Annotated in this window: 22 protein-coding genes; 5 read left to right on the top strand and 17 right to left on the bottom strand. The window is 50.2% G+C overall.

The window, feature by feature from the left end; translation table 11 throughout:
- Position 1 precedes the first annotated feature (1 nt).
- From ACPAOP_RS13305 to ACPAOP_RS13315, 3 genes are all read left to right on the top strand, one after another.
- Positions 2-592, top strand: a complete 591-nt coding sequence (locus tag ACPAOP_RS13305) for a nucleotidyltransferase family protein (RefSeq protein WP_423708343.1) — start codon at positions 2-4, stop codon at positions 590-592.
- Between the two features lie 125 nt (positions 593-717).
- Positions 718-1,170 carry a DUF3429 domain-containing protein gene (locus ACPAOP_RS13310; protein ID WP_423679663.1) on the top strand — a complete coding sequence of 151 codons (453 nt, stop codon included), beginning with the start codon at positions 718-720 and terminating at the stop codon, positions 1,168-1,170.
- 47 nt (positions 1,171-1,217) lie between these two features.
- Positions 1,218-3,086 carry a M61 family metallopeptidase gene (locus ACPAOP_RS13315; protein ID WP_423708344.1) on the top strand — a complete coding sequence of 623 codons (1,869 nt, stop codon included), beginning with the start codon at positions 1,218-1,220 and terminating at the stop codon, positions 3,084-3,086.
- 160 nt (positions 3,087-3,246) lie between these two features.
- On the opposite strand, the gene trpC is transcribed toward ACPAOP_RS13315, so the two are convergent.
- From trpC to rpe, 6 genes are all read right to left on the bottom strand, one after another.
- Positions 3,247-4,047, bottom strand: a complete 801-nt coding sequence (gene trpC / locus ACPAOP_RS13320; protein ID WP_423708345.1) for an indole-3-glycerol phosphate synthase TrpC — start codon at positions 4,045-4,047, stop codon at positions 3,247-3,249.
- Between the two features lie 3 nt (positions 4,048-4,050).
- On the bottom strand, positions 4,051-5,082 hold the full coding sequence (gene trpD / locus ACPAOP_RS13325) for an anthranilate phosphoribosyltransferase (RefSeq protein ID WP_423679666.1): 1,032 nt from the start codon (positions 5,080-5,082) through the stop codon (positions 4,051-4,053).
- Complete coding sequence (locus ACPAOP_RS13330) at positions 5,079-5,651, bottom strand: anthranilate synthase component II (protein WP_423708346.1); 573 nt, start codon at positions 5,649-5,651, stop codon at positions 5,079-5,081. Before ACPAOP_RS13330 ends, trpD begins: the two co-directional genes overlap by 4 nt.
- The gene (gene trpE / locus ACPAOP_RS13335) at positions 5,652-7,148 is read right to left on the bottom strand and encodes an anthranilate synthase component I (RefSeq protein ID WP_423708347.1); all 1,497 of its coding nucleotides are present in this window, start codon (positions 7,146-7,148) and stop codon (positions 5,652-5,654) included.
- Positions 7,149-7,418: 270 nt separating this feature from the next.
- The gene (locus ACPAOP_RS13340; protein ID WP_423710022.1) at positions 7,419-8,108 is read right to left on the bottom strand and encodes a phosphoglycolate phosphatase; all 690 of its coding nucleotides are present in this window, start codon (positions 8,106-8,108) and stop codon (positions 7,419-7,421) included.
- A 102-nt stretch (positions 8,109-8,210) separates the two neighbouring features.
- A complete protein-coding gene (rpe, locus tag ACPAOP_RS13345) occupies positions 8,211-8,876 on the bottom strand; it encodes a ribulose-phosphate 3-epimerase (protein WP_423708348.1) in 666 nt (221 codons plus the stop codon).
- A gap of 117 nt (positions 8,877-8,993) precedes the next feature.
- Here rpe and apaG point away from each other — a divergent pair, with 117 nt between their 5' ends.
- The gene (gene apaG / locus ACPAOP_RS13350; RefSeq protein ID WP_423708349.1) at positions 8,994-9,368 is read left to right on the top strand and encodes a Co2+/Mg2+ efflux protein ApaG; all 375 of its coding nucleotides are present in this window, start codon (positions 8,994-8,996) and stop codon (positions 9,366-9,368) included.
- Positions 9,369-9,383: 15 nt separating this feature from the next.
- Here the strand turns inward: apaG and ACPAOP_RS13355 are convergent, their stop codons facing one another.
- Positions 9,384-9,524 (bottom strand): hypothetical protein, encoded by a 141-nt coding sequence (locus ACPAOP_RS13355; RefSeq protein WP_423708350.1) that lies wholly within the window; start codon positions 9,522-9,524, stop codon positions 9,384-9,386.
- A gap of 116 nt (positions 9,525-9,640) precedes the next feature.
- Between ACPAOP_RS13355 and ACPAOP_RS13360 the strand changes: the two genes are divergently transcribed.
- Positions 9,641-10,417: an enoyl-CoA hydratase gene (locus ACPAOP_RS13360; protein ID WP_423708351.1), complete on the top strand. Its 777-nt coding sequence runs from the start codon at positions 9,641-9,643 to the stop codon at positions 10,415-10,417.
- Between the two features lie 558 nt (positions 10,418-10,975).
- Here ACPAOP_RS13360 and ACPAOP_RS13365 read toward each other — a convergent pair.
- The 10 genes from ACPAOP_RS13365 to bamA all read right to left on the bottom strand — a co-directional run bounded on the left by ACPAOP_RS13365 (position 10,976) and on the right by bamA (position 22,459).
- Positions 10,976-12,286 (bottom strand): nitrate/sulfonate/bicarbonate ABC transporter ATP-binding protein, encoded by a 1,311-nt coding sequence (locus tag ACPAOP_RS13365; RefSeq protein ID WP_423708352.1) that lies wholly within the window; start codon positions 12,284-12,286, stop codon positions 10,976-10,978.
- Between the two features lie 108 nt (positions 12,287-12,394).
- Positions 12,395-14,128 (bottom strand): ABC transporter permease, encoded by a 1,734-nt coding sequence (locus ACPAOP_RS13370; protein WP_423708353.1) that lies wholly within the window; start codon positions 14,126-14,128, stop codon positions 12,395-12,397.
- A 445-nt stretch (positions 14,129-14,573) separates the two neighbouring features.
- The gene (locus ACPAOP_RS13375) at positions 14,574-15,224 is read right to left on the bottom strand and encodes an ankyrin repeat domain-containing protein (protein WP_423708354.1); all 651 of its coding nucleotides are present in this window, start codon (positions 15,222-15,224) and stop codon (positions 14,574-14,576) included.
- A gap of 8 nt (positions 15,225-15,232) precedes the next feature.
- Positions 15,233-16,012: a TatD family hydrolase gene (locus ACPAOP_RS13380; RefSeq protein ID WP_423679993.1), complete on the bottom strand. Its 780-nt coding sequence runs from the start codon at positions 16,010-16,012 to the stop codon at positions 15,233-15,235.
- Positions 16,013-16,070: 58 nt separating this feature from the next.
- The gene (lpxB, locus tag ACPAOP_RS13385; RefSeq protein WP_423710023.1) at positions 16,071-17,198 is read right to left on the bottom strand and encodes a lipid-A-disaccharide synthase; all 1,128 of its coding nucleotides are present in this window, start codon (positions 17,196-17,198) and stop codon (positions 16,071-16,073) included.
- A 45-nt stretch (positions 17,199-17,243) separates the two neighbouring features.
- Positions 17,244-18,035 (bottom strand): acyl-ACP--UDP-N-acetylglucosamine O-acyltransferase, encoded by a 792-nt coding sequence (lpxA, locus tag ACPAOP_RS13390; protein WP_423710024.1) that lies wholly within the window; start codon positions 18,033-18,035, stop codon positions 17,244-17,246.
- Positions 18,032-18,493 (bottom strand): 3-hydroxyacyl-ACP dehydratase FabZ, encoded by a 462-nt coding sequence (fabZ, locus tag ACPAOP_RS13395; protein WP_186885340.1) that lies wholly within the window; start codon positions 18,491-18,493, stop codon positions 18,032-18,034. Before fabZ ends, lpxA begins: the two co-directional genes overlap by 4 nt.
- A complete protein-coding gene (lpxD, locus tag ACPAOP_RS13400; RefSeq protein ID WP_423708355.1) occupies positions 18,490-19,551 on the bottom strand; it encodes a UDP-3-O-(3-hydroxymyristoyl)glucosamine N-acyltransferase in 1,062 nt (353 codons plus the stop codon). The genes fabZ and lpxD overlap by 4 nt, the downstream gene beginning before the upstream one ends.
- A 3-nt stretch (positions 19,552-19,554) precedes the next feature.
- A complete protein-coding gene (locus tag ACPAOP_RS13405) occupies positions 19,555-20,031 on the bottom strand; it encodes an OmpH family outer membrane protein (protein WP_423682342.1) in 477 nt (158 codons plus the stop codon).
- A gap of 79 nt (positions 20,032-20,110) precedes the next feature.
- Positions 20,111-22,459 (bottom strand): outer membrane protein assembly factor BamA, encoded by a 2,349-nt coding sequence (bamA, locus tag ACPAOP_RS13410; RefSeq protein ID WP_423679995.1) that lies wholly within the window; start codon positions 22,457-22,459, stop codon positions 20,111-20,113.
- Positions 22,460-22,476 lie beyond the last annotated feature (17 nt).

Below are 22,476 nucleotides of genomic sequence, written 5' to 3' on the forward strand. Positions count from 1 at the left end.
CATGACGCTTTCTCCCGCGAGCTGGACTGGCATTTTGCTTGCTGCCGGACGCGGGCGACGCTTTGATCCGCAGGGTGTCGAAGATAAGCTGCAACAAACTTTACTCGACGGGTATACGGTCGCGCTGACAGCAGCGCGCCATTTATCTTCCGTGATAAAGCGGATTGTTGTGGTTGTGCGACCAGACAATCATGCACTGATAGAAGCGTTGCAGCGTGAGAACTATGAGGTCCTTGTCTGCCCGGATGCGGATCAGGGCATGGCAGCATCGCTCACCACCGGCCTGCGTCACACAGCACTTAGCAAAGGCTGGATCATTGCTCTTGCAGACATGCCCTTCGTTCAGAGCACAAGCATCGCGGCGCTCCTGCACGAACTGGAAAACGGCGCAGATATTGTGGTTCCTGTATTTCAGGGGCAGCGCGGTAATCCTATCGGTTTTTCAGATAAATATCTTCCCGAACTAATGGCGCTGACTGGTGATCGCGGCGCACGCGGCTTATTGCAGCGGTTTCCGGTACGCGAAATTCCGCTTGATGATCCCGGGATTTTGCGGGACATTGATCTGCCGGCTGATTTATCTTCCCGGTAAATCAGAAAACATTATTCATATATCGGTGACGGACAAATATATCTAAGTCTCTGATTTCCTCTTAGAATAGCGTTTTTCTTCAATTTGACAGAAAACAGACGTTGCAACATCCGCAGCGATATTTTATGAATAATCTCAATCAGAAACTCGTTATCCGCTTAGGCTTTGCAGGCCTGATTCCATTCATCCTGCTGACCCTCGCCTGCTGGCTCGTGCATCCTGAGTGGTTGGGCTATTTCATCAAAGCACAACTTGCTTATGGCATCGCCATCTTATCTTTTCTTGGTGGTGTACATTGGGGGGTTACCATTATGGCGAATGGCAACGATGATCATGAAACCAGGAAGGCATTGATCTGGGGCGTGATTCCTACCGTGATCGCCTGGTGCTCTCTGGGTAATATGCTGTTTGGTTTTTTAGTGCAGGTTGTTGGTTTTATCGCGGCCTACAAAATCGATAAAAAACTCTATCGAAGCTATGGTGTTCCCGAATGGTTTATTCATTTGCGCCTGCAATTGACCCGAGTGGTTGTGACGGCGCAGATATTCACTTTCATCGCTGCGAATGTGCGCAACTAATATCTCTAACTATTAAAATAGAAAGATCGTTGAGCATGGCAAAAACGATGAGCACTCAAAAAGCAACTCAAAGTCAGACAAGCCGCAACAGCGTCAAAAACGCAATTCATTATTCGATCATCCCCAAAGATTTAGCCGCTCACTTGTATCAGGTGACGCTGCTCATCAGTCAGCCCGATCCTGAAGGACAGATTGTCAGCCTGCCGGCTTGGATCCCTGGTAGTTACATGGTGCGTGAATTTGCACGAAATATTGTTCAGATCAAGGCAACTGCTGCTGGTAAAAAGGTGACTCTCAAAAAGCTCGACAAACATACCTGGCAGGCTGCTCCGTGCAAAAATGAATTACTGATCAGTTATGACGTGTACGCCTGGGATTTGTCAGTGCGCGCCGCGCATCTCGATCAGTCACATGCTTTTTTTAACGGCACCAGCGTATTCCTAAGTGTACACGGGCAAGAGTTTTTACCACACATTGTGGATATTCAACGTCCTGATGTTCCTGCATGTAAGAGCTGGCGCGTTGCCACTTCTTTACCTGAGCTGAAAGCCAAGCGTTATGGCTTTGGTACTTATGTTGCCGCGAACTACGACGAGTTGGTCGATCACCCGGTGGAGTGTGGCGATTTTGCGCTGGCGACATTTGAAGCGCACGGCGTACCACATGATTTTGTGGTGACTGGGAAAGTGCCGAATATGGACATGGAGCGCATGGTCGCTGATGTCAAAAAAATCTGTGAAAGCCAGATCGCGTTTTTTGAGCCGCGTGCCAAAAAAGCGCCGATGGATCGCTATGTGTTCATGACGATGGTAGTCGGTGAAGGTTACGGTGGCCTGGAACATCGTGCCTCAACCGCCTTGATCTGTAACCGCACTGATATTCCGGTCAAACATCAGCCTGAGATGAGCGATGGATATCGCGGTTTTTTGGGTTTGTGCAGTCATGAATATTTCCATGCCTGGAACGTTAAACGTATTAAGCCTGCGGCATTTGCCAGTTACGATCTGCACCAGGAAAACTACACCAGCCTGTTGTGGCTGTTTGAAGGTTTCACGAGTTATTACGATGATCTGATGCTGGTACGCGCTGGCCTGATCGATGAAGCAGCGTATCTGAAATTGCTGGCGCAGACTGTCAACAACGTCCAGCGCGGCAGCGGCCGTCTGAAGCAAAGTGTGGCGGAGTCCAGCTTTGATGCCTGGACGAAGTATTATCGTCAGGATGAAAATTCGCCGAATGCGATTGTCAGCTATTACACCAAAGGCTCTCTGGTCGGGCTGGGTCTGGATCTGACGATACGTGCTGCAACTGGTGGAAAAAAATCACTCGATGATGTGATGCGCGCTTTGTGGCAAAAATTTGGCCGTGATTTCTATGCCAATTTTGCGGCAGGAAAACAGCAGGGCTTGGCCGAAGATGAAATCGAAACGATCATCGAAAAAGCCACTGGTGTGAATGTGCGCCACTTCCTCGATAAGCATGTGCGCGGGACTGAGGATGTGCCGCTGGCGCAGTTGTTTGCTGATTTCGGCATTACACTCGATGCAGGCAATAGCAACAAGCCAGCCAGTCTTGGCGTGAAAGTGGCACGCGATGCCAATGGCTGCAAAATCGCTCATGCGTATGAAGGCCGTGCCGCACATCTGGCGGGCTTATCTGCGAATGATATTCTGGTGGCGATTAACGGCTTGCGTGTAAGTGTCGCCGACGTCAGTGATAATCTGGCGGTGGCGATCGGACGTTATCGCGTTGGTGATACTGTGGAAATTCACGCTTTCCGCCGAGATGAGCTGCTGGTCGTGAAAGCGAAACTGCAAGCGGATGATGTGCCTGCCAACAACTTCAAAATTGAGAGTGATGCCAAGGCAGTGTTGGCGACGGCGCGGCCTAGCTACCGTAAAGCAACGAAGTCGTAATTGATCAGCGTTCCATAGAAAAAGCCGTTGGCGTAATCTGTACGCGAACGGCTTTTCTGCTATTGGCAACGATTATCTCTCAATATTCATGCGGCTTCTGGCAGGAAAATGCCTGGAAAGCCGCAAATTGATTAGGACATGCCGTCAGAGGTGTGTCGATTCAGAAAAATAATTTCTGTAACTCTGCACCAGGATTTTCTGCCCGCATAAAGGCTTCACCGACCAGGAAGCCATGCACATCCGCAGCGCGCATCCGTTTTACGTCGTCAGGATTGAGGATGCCGGATTCCGTGATTACCAGTTTTTCCGGAGACAGTTTCGGCAGCAAGCCCAGCGTCGTATCCAGCGTCACTTCAAAGGTACGCAGGTTGCGGTTGTTAATCCCTAGCAGCGTGGTTTTCAGTTTAAGTGCCGCGTCCAGCTCTACGTCATTGTGTACCTCAACCAGCACGCCCATACCAAGCTCATGCGCGCAGGCTTCGAGCTCGGCCATCAGACCATGATCGAGCGCGGCAACGATCAGCAAGATACAATCTGCGCCCCATTTTCTGGCCTGATATACCTGATATGGATCGATCATAAAATCTTTGCGCAGCGCCGGTAATGCACAGGCATTGCGTGCCTGTTGCAAATATTCCGGTGCGCCCTGAAAAAACTGTACATCTGTTAGTACCGACAAACAGGCCGCACCGTGCTGCTCGTAGCTTTTCGCGATGTCTGCCGGATTAAAATTTGGCCGGATCACACCTTTGGAGGGCGAGGCCTTTTTGACTTCCGCAATCACTGCAGGATTGCCTGCTGCAATTTTGTTGCGCAGCGCTGCTTCAAAACCACGTAGTTGCGCACGTGCTTCTTTATCGGATTCGACCTCATCGCGCAGGCTGATCAGTGACTGATATTTTTTTGCTGCCGCAATCTCATCTTTTTTGACTGCCAGGATGTTGTTAAGTATGTCTGACATAATTTATTTTCCGAGTTGCTGAGTAACCTGAATGAACTGATCCATCTTGGCACGTGCAGCACCAGAGGCGATGGCTTCTTGCGCCTTCTTGACGCCGTCGGCAATTGAGCTGGCAACGCCAGCGCCGTATAAAGCCGCGCCAGCATTCAGGCTGACGATATCTTTCGCGGCACCGGCGACGTTGTTCAGCACTTCCAGGACTTTTTCGCGCGATTCTTCGGCGCCGGAAACACGCAGATTGCGGCTCGATACCATTTGCAGTCCAAAGTCTTCCGGATGAATATCGTATTCGCGGATTTCGCCATCGATCAGTTCGCCGACCATGGTTGGTGCGCCGAGAGAAACCTCATCCATATTGTCGCGCCCCCACACGACCAGCGCATGTTTAGCCCCCAGTCGTTGCAGTACGCGCACCTGAATACCAACCAGATCAGGATGGAATACGCCCATCAGAATATTCGGCGCGCCGGCAGGATTGGTCAGTGGTCCGAGGATATTAAAGATGGTACGCACACCCAGTTCACGCCGTACAGGTGCCGCGTGTTTCATCGCACCGTGATGGTTAGGTGCAAACATAAAACCGATACCGGTCTGAGCGACGGATTGCGCAATTTGTTCTGGATTCAGGTTAATGTTGGCGCCCAGCGCTTCAAGCACATCGGCGCTGCCGGATGATGAGGAAACGCTGCGTCCGCCGTGCTTGGCGACGCGTGCACCAGCGGCGGCAGTTACAAACATCGAGGTGGTGGAAATGTTGAACGTATTCGCGCCATCGCCGCCAGTGCCGACGATATCGATCATATTTTCGGTATTGACCAATGGTACTTTCGTCGAGAATTCGCGCATAACTTGTGCTGCCGCCGTGATTTCACCGATGCTTTCTTTTTTGACGCGCAGACCTATCGTTAATGCGGCGATCATCAGTGGCGACATTTCACCGCCCATGATTTTGCGGAACAGATACAGCATTTCGTCATGGAATATTTCACGGTGTTCGATCAGACGTGTCAGGGCTTCTTGCTGAGAAATGGTCATTGTGCTGCTCCGGTCAGAAAGTTTTTTAACAGAGCATGGCCATGCTCTGAGAGGATGGATTCGGGGTGAAATTGCACGCCTTGCAGATCAAATTCTTTGTGGCGCACCCCCATGATTTCGCCATCGTCAGTCCAGGCGGTGACTTCCAGGCAATCTGGCAGCGTCGCGCGTTCAATTGCCAGCGAGTGATAGCGGATAACGGTGTAGGGGCTGGGTAAATTCCTGAAAACACCGACACCTGTGTGTGCAATCAGCGAGGTCTTGCCATGCATGACTTGTTTCGCACGGATGATATTGCCGCCAAATGCCGCACCGATACTTTGATGACCAAGACAGACGCCGAGAATCGGAATCTGACCGGCAAAACGTTCGATAACAGGAATAGAAATACCAGCTTCATGCGGCGTGCATGGCCCTGGTGAAATGCAGATGTGATCCGGCTTTAATGTCGCGATTTCTTCCAGCGTGATTTCATCATTGCGGTAGGTGCGCACATCTTCACCCAGCTCGGCAAAATACTGCACGAGGTTGTAAGTGAAGGAATCATAGTTATCGATCATCAGCAGCATTTAAATTTCTCCGTCCAGACCATCTTGTACTTGTTCGGCTGCGCGCAAAACTGCGCGCGCCTTATTTTCTGTTTCCTGCCATTCCATTTCCGGCACCGAATCGGCCACCACGCCCGCCGCCGCCTGCACATACAGCATGCCGTCTTTCAGTACGCCGGTGCGTATCGCAATCGCCAGATCCATCTCGCCGCCAAACGACAGATAACCGCAGGCGCCGCCATAGATGCCGCGTTTGACCGGTTCGAGTTCATCGATCAACTCCATCGCGCGCACCTTTGGCGCACCGGACAAGGTACCGGCAGGGAAGGTCGCTTTCAGCACATCGAGATTCGATAATTGTGGTTGCAATGTGCCTTCGACATTCGACACGATATGCTGTACATGCGAGTATTTTTCAATCACCATCTGATCCGTTACCTTGACGCTGCCAGTCGTGGCGATGCGGCCGATATCATTGCGTGCGAGATCAATCAGCATCACGTGTTCGGCGATTTCTTTAGGATCGGCCAGCAGCTCTTTAGCGAGTTCGGCATCGCGCTCCGGTGTTGCTCCGCGCGGGCGCGTACCTGCAAGTGGGCGTATCGTGACTTTGCGTGAGCCGTCATTCAGACTTTCGTTACGGACTAAAATTTCTGGTGAAGCACCGATGATCTGCATATCGCCGAAATTGTAGAAATACATATACGGCGACGGATTCAGTGAGCGCAGTGCGCGATACAGTGACAGTGGCGAATCGGCATAAGGTTTCTTGATGCGCTGCCCAACCTGCACCTGCATCAGATCGCCCGCCATGATGTATTCCTTGGCCTTTTCAACGGCTTTTAAATAATCTTCTTTGGCGAAATCGCGTATGGATTCGGTGCGTACCGAGGCGGATGTGACTGGCGCATCAACGCTGCGGCGTAACATTGCACGCAAATCTTTCAAACGCTGGCGCGCTTTTGACCATGCTTCGGCCTGCGTCGGATCAGCGTACACAATCAGATACAGCTTGCCTGACACATTGTCGATGACCGCTAATTCCTCGGTCACCAGTAACTGAATTTCCGGCAGCCCAAGATCATCTTTGGGTGCGCTGTGGGCGAGGCGTTTTTCGACATGGCGTACCGCATCGTAACCAAAGTAACCGGCGAGTCCACCGCAAAAGCGTGGCATACCGGGACGCAATGCTACTTTGAAACGGCTTTGAAATTCTGTGATGAAGTCGAGTGGATTGCCGTGATACGTTTCGATGATTTCGCCATTTCTGACGATTTCTACTTTTTCACCATAGCTGCGCAACAGCGTATTGGCAGGCAGGCCGATGAAGGAATAACGCCCGAAACGTTCGCCACCCATGACGGATTCGAGCAGGAACGTGTTTTTGCCTGCATTCTGGGTCTGAGCAAGTTTCAGGTAAAGAGTCAGCGGTGTTTCCAGATCAGCGAATGCTTCCGCAATCATAGGAATACGGTTGTAGCCTTGCGCGGCCAGCGATTTGAATTCGAGTTCGGTCATGGTTTTCCTTCAGCCGTCAGCCATAGCTCGCGATGCCTGCAGAAACAGAATACGAGCAATATGACTCGCATCTTGAGTAAGGACGGATAAGACAGATTGATAAAACAAGCGACCAGTCATGCTGGGGATGTGCAGAGCCAGTCGCGGCATTCCAGGGTTAAGAGGATTGCCAGCGTCGCCATAGCCAGGCCTCAAAGGTACCTGGTGTTATTTCGGGACGTTTGTTTTCGGGAAACATTCGTGAGTGGAATGAAAGTGATTAATGTCGAATTAATGTTGATTTTCTGTCGCCAGCAGTCGTGCCGCTTCCAACAGTGTGCCGACTATACCATCACTTTGAATTGTTTGTACAGCCTCACCGTGGTTGTAACCATAGGGCACTGTGAGTACCGGGCAACCTGCCGCGCGTGCTGCAATCGCATCGTTACTGGAGTCGCCGATGGCCAGAATACGTGCTGGCGCCATCTCAAACCGTTTGCTAACTTCAAGCAAGGGTTGCGGATCCGGCTTTTTCCGCGGGAAAGAATCGCCACCAAAAGTCAGTTCAAAATAGGAAGACAATCCTTTTTTCTGCATCAGTGGTATTGCGAAAGCGAGCGGCTTATTTGTGACACACGCGAGTCGCAGACCCATCGTCTGCATTGCTTGTAAACCTTCAATAACTTCCGGATACAACGTGCTGTGATCGCCATTGATGTCGAGATAATGGCGCTGGTAAGACGCCATCCCTTGCGCAAAATGTTGTTGCACTCCCGCTTCATCGAAATCCAGACTCAGGACGCGGGTGATCAGATTTTCCGAGCCTTTACCGACCATAGATTTCACCATGGCTAGCGTGATTGGCGTCAGGGAAAAATCATTCCGCATACGATTGATCGCGACCAGAAAATCCGGTGCGGTATCGAGCATGGTCCCATCAAGATCAATGATGACAGCGTTGATATTACTAAACATGGCGATGCCTGTTGAATGTCTGAATAAACATGCGGATCATGGCAGGAAATGGCGCCATAAGCCGCATGTATATTGGGAGTCTGAAATGTAAGCGGTGATTGATTGGAGTCAGACTTTTCCGAGTTCTGTGCGCATGGCGTCAATCACGCCTTTGTAATCTGGCTTGCCAAATATCGCTGAACCGGCAACAAACGTATCTGCGCCTGCTGCGGCGATCTCGCGGATATTGTCTATTTTTACGCCACCATCCACTTGCAGCATGATGTCGCGACCAGACTCATCAATTAATTTGCGTACAGCGGCAATTTTTTTCAAGGTGTGCGGAATAAATGATTGACCGCCGAAGCCTGGGTTGACTGACATCAGCAAGATCAGATCCAGCTTGTCCATGACATGTTCTAACACATGCAAAGGTGTTGCCGGATTCAGCACCAGACCGGCTTTGCAGCCATGATCGCGGATTAATTGAAGACTGCGGTCGATGTGCTCAGAACCTTCCGGATGAAAGCTGATGATATTCGCGCCAGCTTTGGCAAAATCGGGAATGATACGATCAACGGGCTTGACCATCAGATGAACATCAATCGGCACCTGCACATGCGGGCGTATCGCTTCGCAGACCAATGGGCCTATGGTCAGATTCGGTACGTAATGGTTATCCATGACGTCAAAGTGAATCATATCGGCACCGGCAGCGACGACGTTGCGCACTTCCTCGCCCAGTCGGGCAAAGTCGGCGGATAAAATACTGGGAGCAATTCGGTAGGTTGTCATGGCAAAGGTCTTGCAAAAGAAAAGATGCGCTATTTTACCTTGCGCCATCCATGTCGTCTTTGTCATCCTCTGGCACAATAGAGATTCAATTGCAGTTGATAAAGAAAAGAGGAGACTGTGGCTACCTACGAGATGAGTGTGTCCGTCGCGACGCAGTATTTGCAAGAACAATCCAATCCGGATCAGGCGAGCTTTGTGTTTGCTTACACCGTAACGATTAAAAATACCGGGACGGTGGCGGCGCAGGTGATTGCACGTCACTGGATTATTACGGATGCAAAGAATCACACTCAAGAAGTAAAAGGATTGGGTGTGGTCGGGCACCAGCCGTTTTTGCAACCCGGACAAAGTTTTGAATACACCAGTGGCAGCTCCTTAACGACGCCACAGGGAAGTATGAAAGGTTCGTATTTCTGTGTGGCCGAGGATGGGCATCGTTTTGAAGTGGAGATTCCTGAGTTTGTACTCTCTATTCCGCGCACTTTGCATTAATTGACGTGATGAAGCTCAGTTGCTGTCGTTCATACTGTCAGTTTGTTCTTCAATGCGCGGTTTATTTTTCTGGCGTCGTCCGGAAAACATGGTCCACCATACGATAAAGATCAATATAAAGAGCGCCATTCCGGCTTCTAATAGCAATAACCACATAGATTTCCTTTGATTACAATCTGGCTGTTCTGCAAATAGATAAGCTGGATTGTTTTGAGTAATTTAGCCTTGCCGCGCTGAGCGGCACATCCATTGACACTATATAGGAGACTTCCATGGAATTCGAATGCATATTAGTAGAGACAAAAGAGAAGGTTGGACTGATTACTCTCAATCGCCCGAAGGCATTGAATGCGCTGAATGATCAGGTGATGAATGAATTAGGCGTTGCTTTAAAAGCGTTTGATCAGAATGATGCGATCCAATGTATCGTGATTACCGGAAGTCAGAAGGCATTTGCTGCTGGTGCAGATATTGCCGCAATGGCGAACTACACGTTCATGGATGCTTATAAAGGTGATTACATCACGCGCAATTGGGAAACGATTCGCCAGATTCGCAAACCAGTCATTGCTGCCGTGGCAGGTTACGCCTTAGGCGGTGGTTGTGAATTGGCGATGATGTGTGATTTCATCATTGCTGCTGATAACGCAAAATTTGGCCAGCCCGAAGTTAAGTTAGGAACCTTGCCGGGCGCTGGCGGTACTCAGCGTTTGCCGCGTGCAATTTCGAAAGCGAAGGCGATGGATATGTGCCTGACCGCACGCATGATGGATGCGGAAGAAGCAGAACGCGCTGGATTGGTCTCGCGCATTGTTCCGGTAGATATGTTGCTGGAAGAAGCGCTGTCAGCGGCGAACACGATTGCCAGCATGTCGCAGCCTATCATTATGATGATTAAGGAGTCTGTTAATCGCGCTTACGAAACAACGTTATCGGAAGGCGTACATTTTGAACGTCGCCTGTTTCATTCAAGCTTTGGAACGGAAGATCAGAAGGAAGGCATGAAAGCATTTCTGGAAAAACGTACGCCGGAATTTAAGAATCAATAAGTTATAAATAATTTGCGAGTTTCATTGCGAATTGAGGAAGGTTTTGCTATAGTTCGGCTCCCGCTGAAAGGCGGGGGAAGAAAGTGAAGTGAAGCAAGAAGTCACTGGCAGTCAACAAGCCAAGGCCAAGCGATCCGATTGGTACCCGCGCAACAAAATGCGGAAGCCGAGAAGAAAAAGCGGATCTGAAGCGTGAAGGGAGTTGACAGTGAGAGTGAAGTGCTTCATAATCTCGTTTCTCTGCTGCTGACGCACACAACGATGCGAAGCAAAACTTATGGTTCTTTCTTTTTGCGAGGTTTTTTCGTGGTCATCGTATCGGTCATGGCAAATCCCTTTCGGTATTATTTCATGACCCCGGTTCACACAGAAATTCTTACAGGCTCGGCTATGCAATTACCTAGTGTCTGTGCGAGAAACAGTAGACTGTTGGTTTCAAACGTTGATGCCAACCCAAGAAACAACAAAGCAAACAACATCGTACGCTACCTCACACTCAGCACTTCTGCGACTACGCTCAATGTGCCAGCATCCTACGCTGGTACATTGAGTCCCACATTACAAAGGTTTCTGCTCCGTATCTTCCGGTAAAGTCAGACGTCCCGTGTGGTAGTCGTATTCATAGACTTCGCCGTAACGGCCCCATTCGATGGCGACTTCCAGTACGCGTTTGGCTTCGTCGGCTTTGAGGAATTCTTCCAGCAATTCCAGCAGTGGCTGCTCGGGCAGACTGGCGCTGACTTCGGCTTCGAGGTTGCGGCGGATGTGGGCGGCCAGCGGCACGTGGGTCAGCAGTTGCTGGCCGAAGAGTTCCTGTTTGTGATTCTTTTCGGCCTCGTAATATTTTTGCCCCATCGGGGTCAGAATGATGTCGCCTTTGTCGAGCACGGCAAAGCCCAGCAAGCTCAGGGCTTCGTAAGTCGGGAACAATTCTTCGTCGGATAATTCGGATTCTTCAGCCAGTTGCGGCAAATCGGCGCGGCCATTGAAAGGCACGTCAGCCAGCATATCGAGCACGCCTTCGATGCGACTGACATTGGTGTCCGGCAAGCGATAGCCAAGATGGCGGGCACTGGATGTGTCCGCAGTGGCTTCGTGCGCATGACGCATCGTCATCAGACCATAGACTTCATCAATCAGGGCGCGCACTTCGACGGCGTCCACATCACGCGGGCGCGGCAGATCGATCTTGACTTCGCAACGGATAGTGCCGGGGTCGCTGGACAAGACGATGATGCGATCCGCCATCATCACGGCTTCTTCGATGTTATGCGAGACGATGAGTATGCCTTTGGTGGAGATTTTTTTATCCTGCCAGAGTTTCAGCATGTCATTGCGTAAGGTTTCGCCGGTCAGCACATCGAGCGCAGAAAAGGCTTCGTCCATCAGCAAGATGTCGGGGTTTGTCACTAGCGCTCGCGCGATACCGACGCGTTGTTTCATGCCACCGGAAAGTTCGCGTGGCAGCGCACCGCCAAAACCAGCCAGGCCGATCAGCTCTAACACCGCATCGGCACGACGTTCGCGCTCGGCCGCAGGCACGCCCTGCGCTTCTAAGCCGAGCTCAACATTCTGCTGCACGGTTAGCCATGGAAATAAGGCGAACGATTGAAACACCATCGCGATACCAGCCACCGGGCCGTAAATGTCTTTATCACGATAGGCGACTTTGCCTTTGTCGGCGGGAATCAGGCCCGCCATGATGCGCAGCAGTGTCGATTTGCCTGAGCCGGATTTGCCAAGCAAGGCGACGATTTCGCCTTCTTTGAGTTGAAAATCAACCTTATCCAGAATCAGGCGTGATTTGCCATCGGTGGCTTTAAAGGATTTGGCGACTTGATGCAGGTCGATCAGTAAAGCTTGTGTCATGTGTATTCTCCTGACAGCGGCGCTGGTTTATTGCCGCTGCGTTTCATGGTCTTTATGCATAGGTGCTGTGTGAGCAGTATGTGCAAATAGTGATGCGTGCTAAGCGGATCAGCGGATATGGTCTTCGGCCAGCAAATACAATTTGCGCCAGAAAAACCGGTTCAGCAGCATCACAAAAATACACATCACACCAATACCGAGGGCGATGCGGTGAAAGTCCCCTGCTTCGGTCATTTGTTTGATGTAACTACCGAGCCCATCGGCAATCAGCGTGGTTTTACCCCAGGTGACATATTCCGCAACGATACTGGCATTCCACGAGCCGCCGCTGGCGGTGATCGCACCGGTGATGTAACTCGGGAAAATCGCAGGCAGATAAACGCGCTTCCATTTCAGCCAGCCTTTGAGGCCCAGATTATCTGCCGCCAGACGCAATTCATTCGGTATCGTCGCCGCACCGGCAACAACGTTAAACAAAATGTACCACTGGGTACCGAAAACCATCAGCGGGCTGAGCCAGATATTCGGCGTCAGATGCAGCGTTACCATCGCCAGCACCACCAGCGGAAACATCAGATTGACCGGGAACGCCGCCAGAAACTGCGCCACTGCCTGCACTTTTTGCGAATACTGCGGGCGCAAGCCTATCCAGACCGCAATCGGCACCCATACCAGTGAAGCCAGCGCGATCAGCAGCATGACGCGGATCAGCGTGATCACACCCAGGCCAGCGACGTGCACCACTTCGCTCCAGCCGACGTCACTGTGTATGAACGTCACCAGCCGGTAGATCGCCAGCATGGTGACGACAATCAGCACACCATCAAAAACACGTGACCACAGCGGGCTGATCGTTTTCTTTGCGGCACGGGTTGATGTGCCATCGTAGCTGACGCTGAACCACGACAGCGCATGGCTCATCAAAGACCAGAATTGCTCAGTCCAGGTGCGCACCCAGCGGCTGTTGCGCATCCAGTCCAGCAGCCAGGATTGTTGTGCCGTATCGCCTTGCGATTCTTCAAAACGAAACTTGTCTGCCCACGCCAGCAAGGGGCGGAAAAACAATTGGTCGTACAGCAGTATGCCGCTCAGCATGGCTGCGATGGCCCAGGCAATCGCATGGCCATCTTTTGCTTCGATGGCGACTGCGATGTAAGAACCGATGCCAGGTAATTTAATATCCTGCCCGGCGACAGAAATCGCTTCGGCAGCAACCAGAAAAAACCAGCCGCCGGACATGGACATCATCATATTCCACAGCAAGCCGGGCATCGCAAACGGCAACTCCAGCCGCCAGAAACGCTGCCAGCTCGATAGCCTGAAAATGTGCGCGGCTTCTTTTAATTCTGCTGGTACATTGCGCATCGACTGATACAAGCTGAACGCCATATTCCATGCCTGCGAGGTGAAAATCGCAAAGATCGCCGCGCATTCAACACCGAGTAAATTGCCGGGAAAGAGCGCAATAAACGGCGCAATGGCGATCGCCTGAAAACCCAGAATCGGCACCGATTGCAGAATATCGAGCGCAGGAATCATGACCTTTTCGGCGGTGATGTATTTGACTGCAATCGCCGCAAAAATCAGACTGAATAACAGCGAGAAAGCCAGCGCGGTGAACATGCGCAAGATCGTGCGCAGCAGATAATAGGGCAAATAAAACGGATCAAGCGATACCTGCAAGGCTTCACCGACAGAGAACGGCCGGCTCATCTGCATTGCTGCAAACGCAAATATGCTTAACAGGGCAAGAATCAGCGGCAATAAAGCCCAATCCCAGCGATTCGGACCGCTGCTATTCAATGCGTCTTCGCGTGAACGGAGTCGGAATAATTCAAACATGCGTACCTCCGGAGATCAGGACATACGCAAAAAAAGAGGATGCCAGGCAAGAATGACAAAATAAGGTGATGCGCAACAAACTACCTCCCCTGTTGCTGACTTTCAGACCAGCACCATAGATGGATACATTCTACTCCGCAGCGGTGGTGAGCGAAACAACGCAACCACAACGAGAGTCAGAAAAAAAACGAATTGGGTAAGTAGAAGTGCAGCGAAATACTGAATAAAACCGCTGAAAAAACCACTACCCGCCAGATGGCAAGGTAGCAGCAGAGCATCTGTGCTTACATTGCCAGTTTAAAGTCGATTGGGGATCGACAACTATCACTGTCCACAGAATTAACTCCAGAATTGAGAAGTCCGAACTTTAACACAGGGCTTCGTTAATAAACAATATGCTGCAACGCAAACAGAACAATACGAAACAAAAATCAGCGACGTACTTTTACTTTTTCTGAGCAGCAAGGGATTGCTGTAAAAGCGCCATCAGATCGCCATGCTGGTTTTCTTTCGCAAAATCGAGCGCGGTCATGCCGAGATCATTTTTAAGCGTGAGATCAGCCCCCTCGCCTATCAACAGCTTGACTGCATCGAGCTTACCGAAACGGGTTGCCATCATCAGTGGCGTCGTTTTATTCGGTGATTCCGTATCGATGTAGGCGTGATGTTCGAGTAATACGGCAATGGTTTCCACGCTGCCATTCGCCGCGGCATAATGCAGCGCAGTCCAGCCCGGCTGGTTGACCTCGGCGCCACGGGCAATGATTTTTCTGACGGCATCAGTATTCCCCAGAAAGCTGGCAACCATCAGCGCTGTATCACCATTTTTTGCGCGGGCATTGATGTTCAGATCCGGCGCTTGCAACAGCACATCGACGACGCGCATGGAGTTATTTCGCAGTGCGGTCATGAGCATCGATTCGCCGCGGTATTCTTCTACTGAATTGGTATCCATGCCGCGTCTTAAAAAATCCTGCACAGCAGGCGCATCATTAAATTTCACAGCAAAAACAAAATCCGCATACGCGTCAGCTTCAGCCGCGAGCGGCATCAGACAAGCAAGAGCAAGCAGTAAAGCGGCTGGCGTTAAGCGCATGACGAACCTCAATGAGCGAACTGAAACAGCTGGAAGAAATTTTTCGTGGTGGTTTCCTGTACTTCTGTGACGGAAACGCCTTTGATATCAGCCAGAAATTCACCTACATGCCGCACAAAACCTGGCTCGTTCATTTTGCCGCGATGTGGCACAGGCGCCAGATAAGGCGAATCGGTTTCTATGAGTATGCGTTCCAGTGGCAAGGCTTTGGCGACCGCTTGTAAATCCTTTGCACTTTTAAAAGTCAGAATACCGGAGAAAGAAATATAAAATCCCATTTCTATCGCCGCCAATGCGACTTCCAGCGATTCGGTGAAGCAATGCATCACGCCGGCGACGCCACCATCTGCAGTTCCTGCACCCTCTTCGCGCAGAATACGAATCGTGTCTTCTGCGGCGGCTCTGGTATGAATAATCAAAGGCTTGCGGCTCAGTCGCGACGCGCGGATGTGCTGACGAAAGCGTTCGCGCTGCCATTCGAGGTCACCTTTCAGACGGAAATAATCCAGCCCGGTTTCTCCGATGGCGATGATGCGTGGGTGTTGCGCCAGTTCGACCAACTGCTCTGCGCTCGGCTCCGGCGTATCTTCATAATCAGGATGCACGCCAACCGATGCGTAAATATGCGGATATTGCTCCGCTAAGGCCAGCACTTGCGGGAAATCGGGCAAATCCACAGACACACAGAGCGCATGGGTGACGCCGTTATCCGCCATTTTTTGCATGATTTCCGGCATACGCTCAGCGAGTTCAGGAAAATTGATATGGCAATGAGAATCGACGTACATAATTAACAGTTTAAGGTAAATGCCTGATCAGGCGATATCGACGACAGATATGCAGCTTTCAGCTACGTGCGATCACATCTAACACTGCTTGCGCCGAGATATTGGCGGTATCGCGCAATAAGCTGTGATGCATCGCGGTGAATCTGTCTTTCAGATTCTTTTGCATGTTGTCGTCATTGAGTTGCTGCCAGATCGCATCTGCCATCGCTTCCGGCGTGGCAGCAGATTGCAGAAACTCAGGAACCACAAATTCTTTTTCCAGTATATTCGGCAAACCAACCCAGGGCTGATAGCCCATGTGTTTCAGTATCTGCCAAGATGCTTCCATCATTTTATAGGCGATCACCATCGGCTTCTTGAATAAGGCGACTTCCAAAGACGCTGTGCCTGAGGCGACCAGTACCGCATCCGCTGCTGCAATCGCCGTATGCGAGCGACCATCAATTAACAGAACCGGCACACCTTCAAGGCGCGCGGCGACTACCAGCTTGATGTAGTAACTACGCTGTTTATTACCCGCCATCGGCACTACGATCTGCAGATTCGGATCGCGTTGTATCAGTATTTTTGCCGCACCGATAAATGCTTCGGTGTTGTATTTAATTTCGGAAACACGGCTACCCGGCAGAATGGCGACGACCTTAAATCGCGGATCCAGACCAAGCTCTTCACGTGCAGCCGCAGTGTCGATTTCCATAGGAATGACCTGTGCCAGCGGGTGCCCGACATAAGTCACAGGAATACCGGCCTCGCGGTAAATCTGTTCTTCAAACGGGAAAATCACCAGCATGTGAGATACCGCTTCGGCGATTTTCTTGATACGCCCGCCACGCCAGGCCCAGATTGACGGGCTGATGTAATGGATAGTCGGGATACCGGTCCGCTTCAGATCAATTTCCAGATCCAGATTAAAGTCGGGCGCATCCACACCGATGAACACATCCGGTTTTTCCACCAGTAACTGTTGCTTCAGATTTTTACGGATACTGCTGATTTCACGGTAGTGCATCAGCACCTCAAATAAACCGCGTACCGCCAGTTTATCCATAGGCCAGTCGTTGACAAAACCCTGCTCTGCCATGCGCGGCCCACCGATTCCATGCATCAGTGAATCAGGCAAGCGCGGGCGTAAGCCAGATAATAAGCGGGCAGCAAGCATGTCGCCGGAGGTTTCCCCCGCGACCATAGAGATGATAGGACGTGATGATACTGAGAGTGACACGAGTGTTCCTTAACGCACGATGCCGCGTGTTGACGCATCGAGGAAATCTCGCATCAGTTTTACCTGTGCTGCTGCATCAGCATCAAGAGCTGATATCTGTTCATCCAGCGCTGCTTTCGCCTCTTCCAGCGTCAGACCGGATTTATAAATCAGCTTGTATGACTGACGGATCGCATTGAGCTGATCGCGGCTGAAACCGCGTCGCTTCAGTCCTTCGAGATTGACGCCATGCGCCTGTGCCGGATTGCCGGATATTAAAACAAACGGCGGTACATCCTGCGTCAGACTGGTATTCATACCAACGAATGCGTGCGGCCCGATTTTGCAGAACTGATGAACAGCAGAGAATCCGCTCATGATGACCCAGTCACCAACTTCAACGTGACCTGCGAGCGCAGCGTTGTTCGAGAAAATGGTGTGATTGCCGACAGTGCAATCGTGCGCGATATGCACGTAGGCCAAGAACCAGTTATCACTGCCCACCCTGGTAATTCCCCTGTCCTGCACTGTTCCGCAATTGAATGTGCAGAATTCACGAATCAGATTACGGTCACCGATCTCAAGATAAGTGACTTCGCCTCCATATTTCTTGTCTTGCGGTGGGCCACCGATAGAGGAAAACGAGTGAAAGTGATTATCTTTGCCTATCGTCGTATGTCCATCAATCACAACGTGTGCAGCGATTTTTGTACCCGCACCTATACTGACATGCGGACCGATAATCACGTACGGACCAACCTCAACCGTGCTGTCAAGGTGTGCCTTGGGATCAATCAGCGCCGTTGGATGGATAGACATTATTTCTCCGTTGCATCGTCAGTCGTACGCATCGTGCACATCAGTTCGCCTTCGAGTGCGAGCTGACCATCAACCGTACCTTTGGCCTTATATTTCCAGATGCCGCGTGCTACTTTGAGGATTTCAACTTCCATCTTCAACTGATCACCTGGTTCAACAGGACGTTTAAAACGGGCGCCGTCAATACCAAGAAAATACACAATGGTTTTTTCATCCGGCTTCTGACCCATCGTCAGAAATGACAGTATCGCCGCCGTTTGCGCAAGGGCTTCTATCATCAGAACGCCAGGCATGACTGGCTTATTCGGGAAGTGACCGTTGAAAAATTCCTCATTCGCCGTCACATTTTTGATCGCAGTAATGCTCTTGCCCAGTTCCCAATCCAATACGCGATCGACCAATAACATTGGATAGCGATGCGGCAGATATTCTTTGATTTCGTTAATGTTCAGTGTGTTCATGATGATTTCTCAGTCAATGTTTTAATTGTTTTTTCAAGCTGGCGAATTTTTTCGCGCATACCGGAAAGATTGCGGACAATCGCCGCTGTTTTTTCCCAGTCTGCATTCTTTGCCAATGGGTAGAAACCAGTATATTGACCTGGCTCCAGTATTGAGCGTGATACCATGCTGCCGGAAGAAATATGGACGTTATCGACAATCGTTAAATGTCCCAGCACCATGGCTGCACCTCCAAAGGTGCAATGTTTGCCAATTTTTGCACTGCCGGCAACGCCGACGCAACCAGCCATTGCAGTATGTTCGCCGATATGGCAGTTGTGGCCGATTTGAATCTGATTATCGAGTTTGACGCCATTTTCTATGACGGTGTCAGCCAGTGCGCCACGATCAATACTGGTGTTGGCACCGATTTCGACGTCATCACCAATCAATACCCGACCGGTTTGTGGAATTTTGATCCAGGCACCACGCTCATTCGCAAAACCAAAACCATCTGCACCGATCACCGCACCGGAATGAATAATTGCGCGCTGACCTATCACGCAATAATCATAAATACTGACATTGGCATGAATTAAGGAACCATCACCGATCGTGACGCCACGACCTACACTGGTACCGGCTTCAATCACAACAGCGTCACCAATAATTGCCTCAGCTTCTATGCTGACATGCGGACCGATACTGGCGGTAGTTGAAATAACTGCATGTGGACTGACCCAGGCCGTAGGGTGAACCCCGACCGCAGGATGAACGGCAGTTAAAGAGGCAAAATACTGCGCAGTACGGGCAAAATAAACATACGGGTTCGCGGTGATAATACACGCACCCTTGTATTCTGCCGCAATCTGCGCATGATCTGCTTCAGTCACGATCAATGCTGCTGCCTGCGTAGCTGCAGCTTGCTGTCTTAATTTGGAATTAGAGAGAAACGTGATGTGGGTATGATTGGCATCACTCAGAGGGGCGATGCCAACCACAACGATATCAGGAGAACCAATTAATTGACCACCGAAGCGATCGACCAATTCCCCCAGCCGAGTGCTCGTAGTGGTCATAACTTATTTAGCGAGCGCTTTGAGAACCTTATCGGTTATGTCAACGCGGGGATTATAAAAAACAGCGTCTTGCAAAACGATGTCGTATTTTTCGGTTTCAGCAATTTGCTTAACGACTTTGTAGGCACGATCAACTAAAGAGGCAATTTCTTCATTCTTACGCTGATTCAGATCTTCGTTGAAAATACGTTGCTTACGTTTGAAGTCCTGATCCAGGTCGGTCAGCTCACGTTGACGTTTGATTCTTTCGGACTCTGATAACACTGCAGAGTCTTTATCCAGTCTGTCCGCCATTGCTTTAATTTTCGTCGCCAGATCCTGCAGATCCTTGCCGCGCTTGGAAAACTCTTGCTCTATCTTAGCTTCTGCGGCTTTAGCCGGTGCAGATTCACGTATCACTCGCTGCGAATCAAAAATAGCGACTCTGGAATCCTGTGCATGAGCTTGAGCAACGCCGACGACACAAGCCGCACAAATCATCAAGCGTTGGAACAATTTGGACGGGGTAATATGTTGACTCAAAATAATCTCCGTAACACGAACTTATGGCAAATCTAAATTAGAAACCTGTACCCATCTGGAACTGGAAGGCTTGTTTCTTATCATCCGGTTTCGCATTCAAAGCACGACCGAAACTCAGTTTCAAAGGCCCTACCGGAGAGATCCAGCTTATACCTATACCAGCGCCGAAGCGCAAATCACTCGTACGCATTTTTTGACCTTCGTCAAATACCTGACCGCCATCGAGGAATGTAAACCAGCGCAGGGATTTATCTGCACCAGGGAACGGAATCTGTAATTCTACATTACCCAGCACACGGCTGGCACCACCAGTCGAATTGCCATTGTAATCTTTAGTTCCTAAAGATGAAGGCTCATAGCCACGCACAGAACCAATACCACCGGCATAGAAGTTTTTAAAGACAGGGTATGGGTTACCGCCCAGACCGTGACCATAGTCAAATTCGCCATTCAATGCGAGCGTGACCGAGCGATAAATTGGTTTGAAATACTGGGCGTTATAAATAGCGCGGTAATATTTAAAATTACCGACAGCCGCAATCTCAAGGTTCGCACGCTGATAACGACCGATAGTCGGTGTCAGTACACTGTCACGGCTATCGCGTTGCCACGCAATCGTCAGCGGAAATGAGTTCGTCGTCGCAGTGCCTACACCGTAGTCCGGCGCTGTCTGGTCTTTAGTACCGTTACTGTAGCTGGCAACATATTTTTTGTACGGGAGCGGACTGGTCGCATCTGTTTCAACGTTCGTCCGCTCAAAGCCCATACCGAAAAAGACGGTATCAACTTCAGAGAACGGCACACCGAAGCGTAAATTGCCGCCCGTCGTCTGAATTTTGTAGTAATAAGTACTGCCAATCAGCGGATTTGTTGTTCTCAAATAGGCGTCCACGCTGCGGCTGATACCATCATCGGTAAAGTATGGATCCAGATGGGAAACGGCGACGGTACGATATTGGCGGCTGGTGTTGATTTCCAGACCTATCGTGTCACCACTACCAAAAACGTTAGCCTGCTGAATGGCGCCCGATAAGGTCAGTTTTTCTGCACTGGAGTAGCCTGCACCGAATGTCAGATTGCCGGTTGGTTTTTCAGTCACAGATAAATTGACATCCACCTGATCGGCACTGGTCGCCACCTCAGGCGTTTCCAGTTTAACGTCACCGAAATAACCGAGGCGTTCAACGCGGTCACGCGACGCTTTAATTTTTTCGCCATCGTACCAGGAACTTTCAAACTGACGGAATTCGCGGCGGATAACTTCGTCACGTGTCCGGGTATTACCCGCGAGGTTAATACGACGGACATAGACACGTTTACCGCCATCAACAAAAACGGTGAAGGCGACTTCTTTCTTTTCCTTATCCAGAATTGGATTCGCAGTCACGTTTGCAAACGCATAACCAAAGTTACCCATACGCTCAGAAATACGTTTGGTACTTTCCGTCAGGCGGGCTGCGCTGTAAATATCCCCTTTTTTCAGCAACATCAGCGAAGCAAGTTCCTCCTCACGGCCAAACATATCGCCTTCGAGCTTGATGTTGGAAATCGTGTATTTATCACCTTCAGTAAGATTGATCGTGATGTAGATATCTTTTTTATCCGGAGTAATCGAGATCTGCGTAGAGAGTATCTGCATCTCCAGATAACCGCGATTCTGATAGAAGGAACGCAGGGTTTCTATATCGCCGGATAATTTCTGTTTGGAATATTGGTCTGCTTTGGTGTACCAGGAGAACCATGTCGGCGTATTCAAAGCCATCAGGTCTCTTAACTCGCTGTCTGAAAAAGCTTTATTGCCAATGATTTTAATTTGCGCAATCCTGGCAACTTCACCTTCTTCCACTGCAAACGTGATTTTGACGCGATTACGCTCTATCGGCGTAATCGTGGTCGTGATCTGCATACCGTATAAGCCTTTTGACAAATACTGACGCTTCAGTTCCTGTTCAGCACGGTCAACCGTTGCTTTATCGAAAATCCGTGTTTCTCCGATACCGATATCTTTCAGTGCTTTTACCAGCGCATCTTTTTCGAATTCTTTTGTGCCGGTAAATTCAACGCCAGCAATAGTCGGACGTTCATCAAGCAACACCACCAATACGCCGTCTTGCTCTTCAATCTGAATATCTTTAAAAAAACCTGTCGCATACAAAGATTTGATTGCAGTCGTACTTTTTGCGTCATCAAACACTTCACCGACTTTGACTGGCAGATAGCTGAATACCGTACCTGCTTCTGTTCTTTGCAAACCTTCAACGCGAATATCTTTTACTGTGAACGGTTGTATTGCAAATGCGCTGCCGGAACATACAGCGAGCGCGGCCAGAGCCATAGAATGAAGACGAAATTTTGGCAAAGTGAAATGCTCGATATGTAATTTCATTGGGTATAAAGTTCTTT

The organism is Undibacterium sp. WLX3042, assembly GCF_049544825.1.
Lineage (GTDB): Bacteria > Pseudomonadota > Gammaproteobacteria > Burkholderiales > Burkholderiaceae_D > Undibacterium.

Bases quoted from the DNA above. Each gene is read 5' to 3' on its own strand.
- ACPAOP_RS13305 (WP_423708343.1), top strand. From the start codon at position 2: ATGACGCTTTCTCCCGCGAGCTGGACTGGCATTTTGCTTGCTGCCGGA.
- ACPAOP_RS13310 (WP_423679663.1), top strand. From the start codon at position 718: ATGAATAATCTCAATCAGAAACTCGTTATCCGCTTAGGCTTTGCAGGC.
- ACPAOP_RS13315 (WP_423708344.1), top strand. From the start codon at position 1,218: ATGAGCACTCAAAAAGCAACTCAAAGTCAGACAAGCCGCAACAGCGTC.
- trpC (WP_423708345.1), bottom strand. From the start codon at position 4,047: ATGTCAGACATACTTAACAACATCCTGGCAGTCAAAAAAGATGAGATT.
- trpD (WP_423679666.1), bottom strand. From the start codon at position 5,082: ATGACCATTTCTCAGCAAGAAGCCCTGACACGTCTGATCGAACACCGT.
- ACPAOP_RS13330 (WP_423708346.1), bottom strand. From the start codon at position 5,651: ATGCTGCTGATGATCGATAACTATGATTCCTTCACTTACAACCTCGTG.
- trpE (WP_423708347.1), bottom strand. From the start codon at position 7,148: ATGACCGAACTCGAATTCAAATCGCTGGCCGCGCAAGGCTACAACCGT.
- rpe (WP_423708348.1), bottom strand. From the start codon at position 8,876: ATGACAACCTACCGAATTGCTCCCAGTATTTTATCCGCCGACTTTGCC.
- ACPAOP_RS13355 (WP_423708350.1), bottom strand. From the start codon at position 9,524: ATGTGGTTATTGCTATTAGAAGCCGGAATGGCGCTCTTTATATTGATC.
- ACPAOP_RS13360 (WP_423708351.1), top strand. From the start codon at position 9,641: ATGGAATTCGAATGCATATTAGTAGAGACAAAAGAGAAGGTTGGACTG.
- ACPAOP_RS13365 (WP_423708352.1), bottom strand. From the start codon at position 12,286: ATGACACAAGCTTTACTGATCGACCTGCATCAAGTCGCCAAATCCTTT.
- ACPAOP_RS13370 (WP_423708353.1), bottom strand. From the start codon at position 14,128: ATGTTTGAATTATTCCGACTCCGTTCACGCGAAGACGCATTGAATAGC.
- ACPAOP_RS13375 (WP_423708354.1), bottom strand. From the start codon at position 15,224: ATGCGCTTAACGCCAGCCGCTTTACTGCTTGCTCTTGCTTGTCTGATG.
- ACPAOP_RS13380 (WP_423679993.1), bottom strand. From the start codon at position 16,012: ATGTACGTCGATTCTCATTGCCATATCAATTTTCCTGAACTCGCTGAG.
- lpxB (WP_423710023.1), bottom strand. From the start codon at position 17,198: ATGGTCGCGGGGGAAACCTCCGGCGACATGCTTGCTGCCCGCTTATTA.
- fabZ (WP_186885340.1), bottom strand. From the start codon at position 18,493: ATGAACACACTGAACATTAACGAAATCAAAGAATATCTGCCGCATCGC.
- lpxD (WP_423708355.1), bottom strand. From the start codon at position 19,551: ATGACCACTACGAGCACTCGGCTGGGGGAATTGGTCGATCGCTTCGGT.
- ACPAOP_RS13405 (WP_423682342.1), bottom strand. From the start codon at position 20,031: ATGATTTGTGCGGCTTGTGTCGTCGGCGTTGCTCAAGCTCATGCACAG.
- bamA (WP_423679995.1), bottom strand. From the start codon at position 22,459: ATGAAATTACATATCGAGCATTTCACTTTGCCAAAATTTCGTCTTCAT.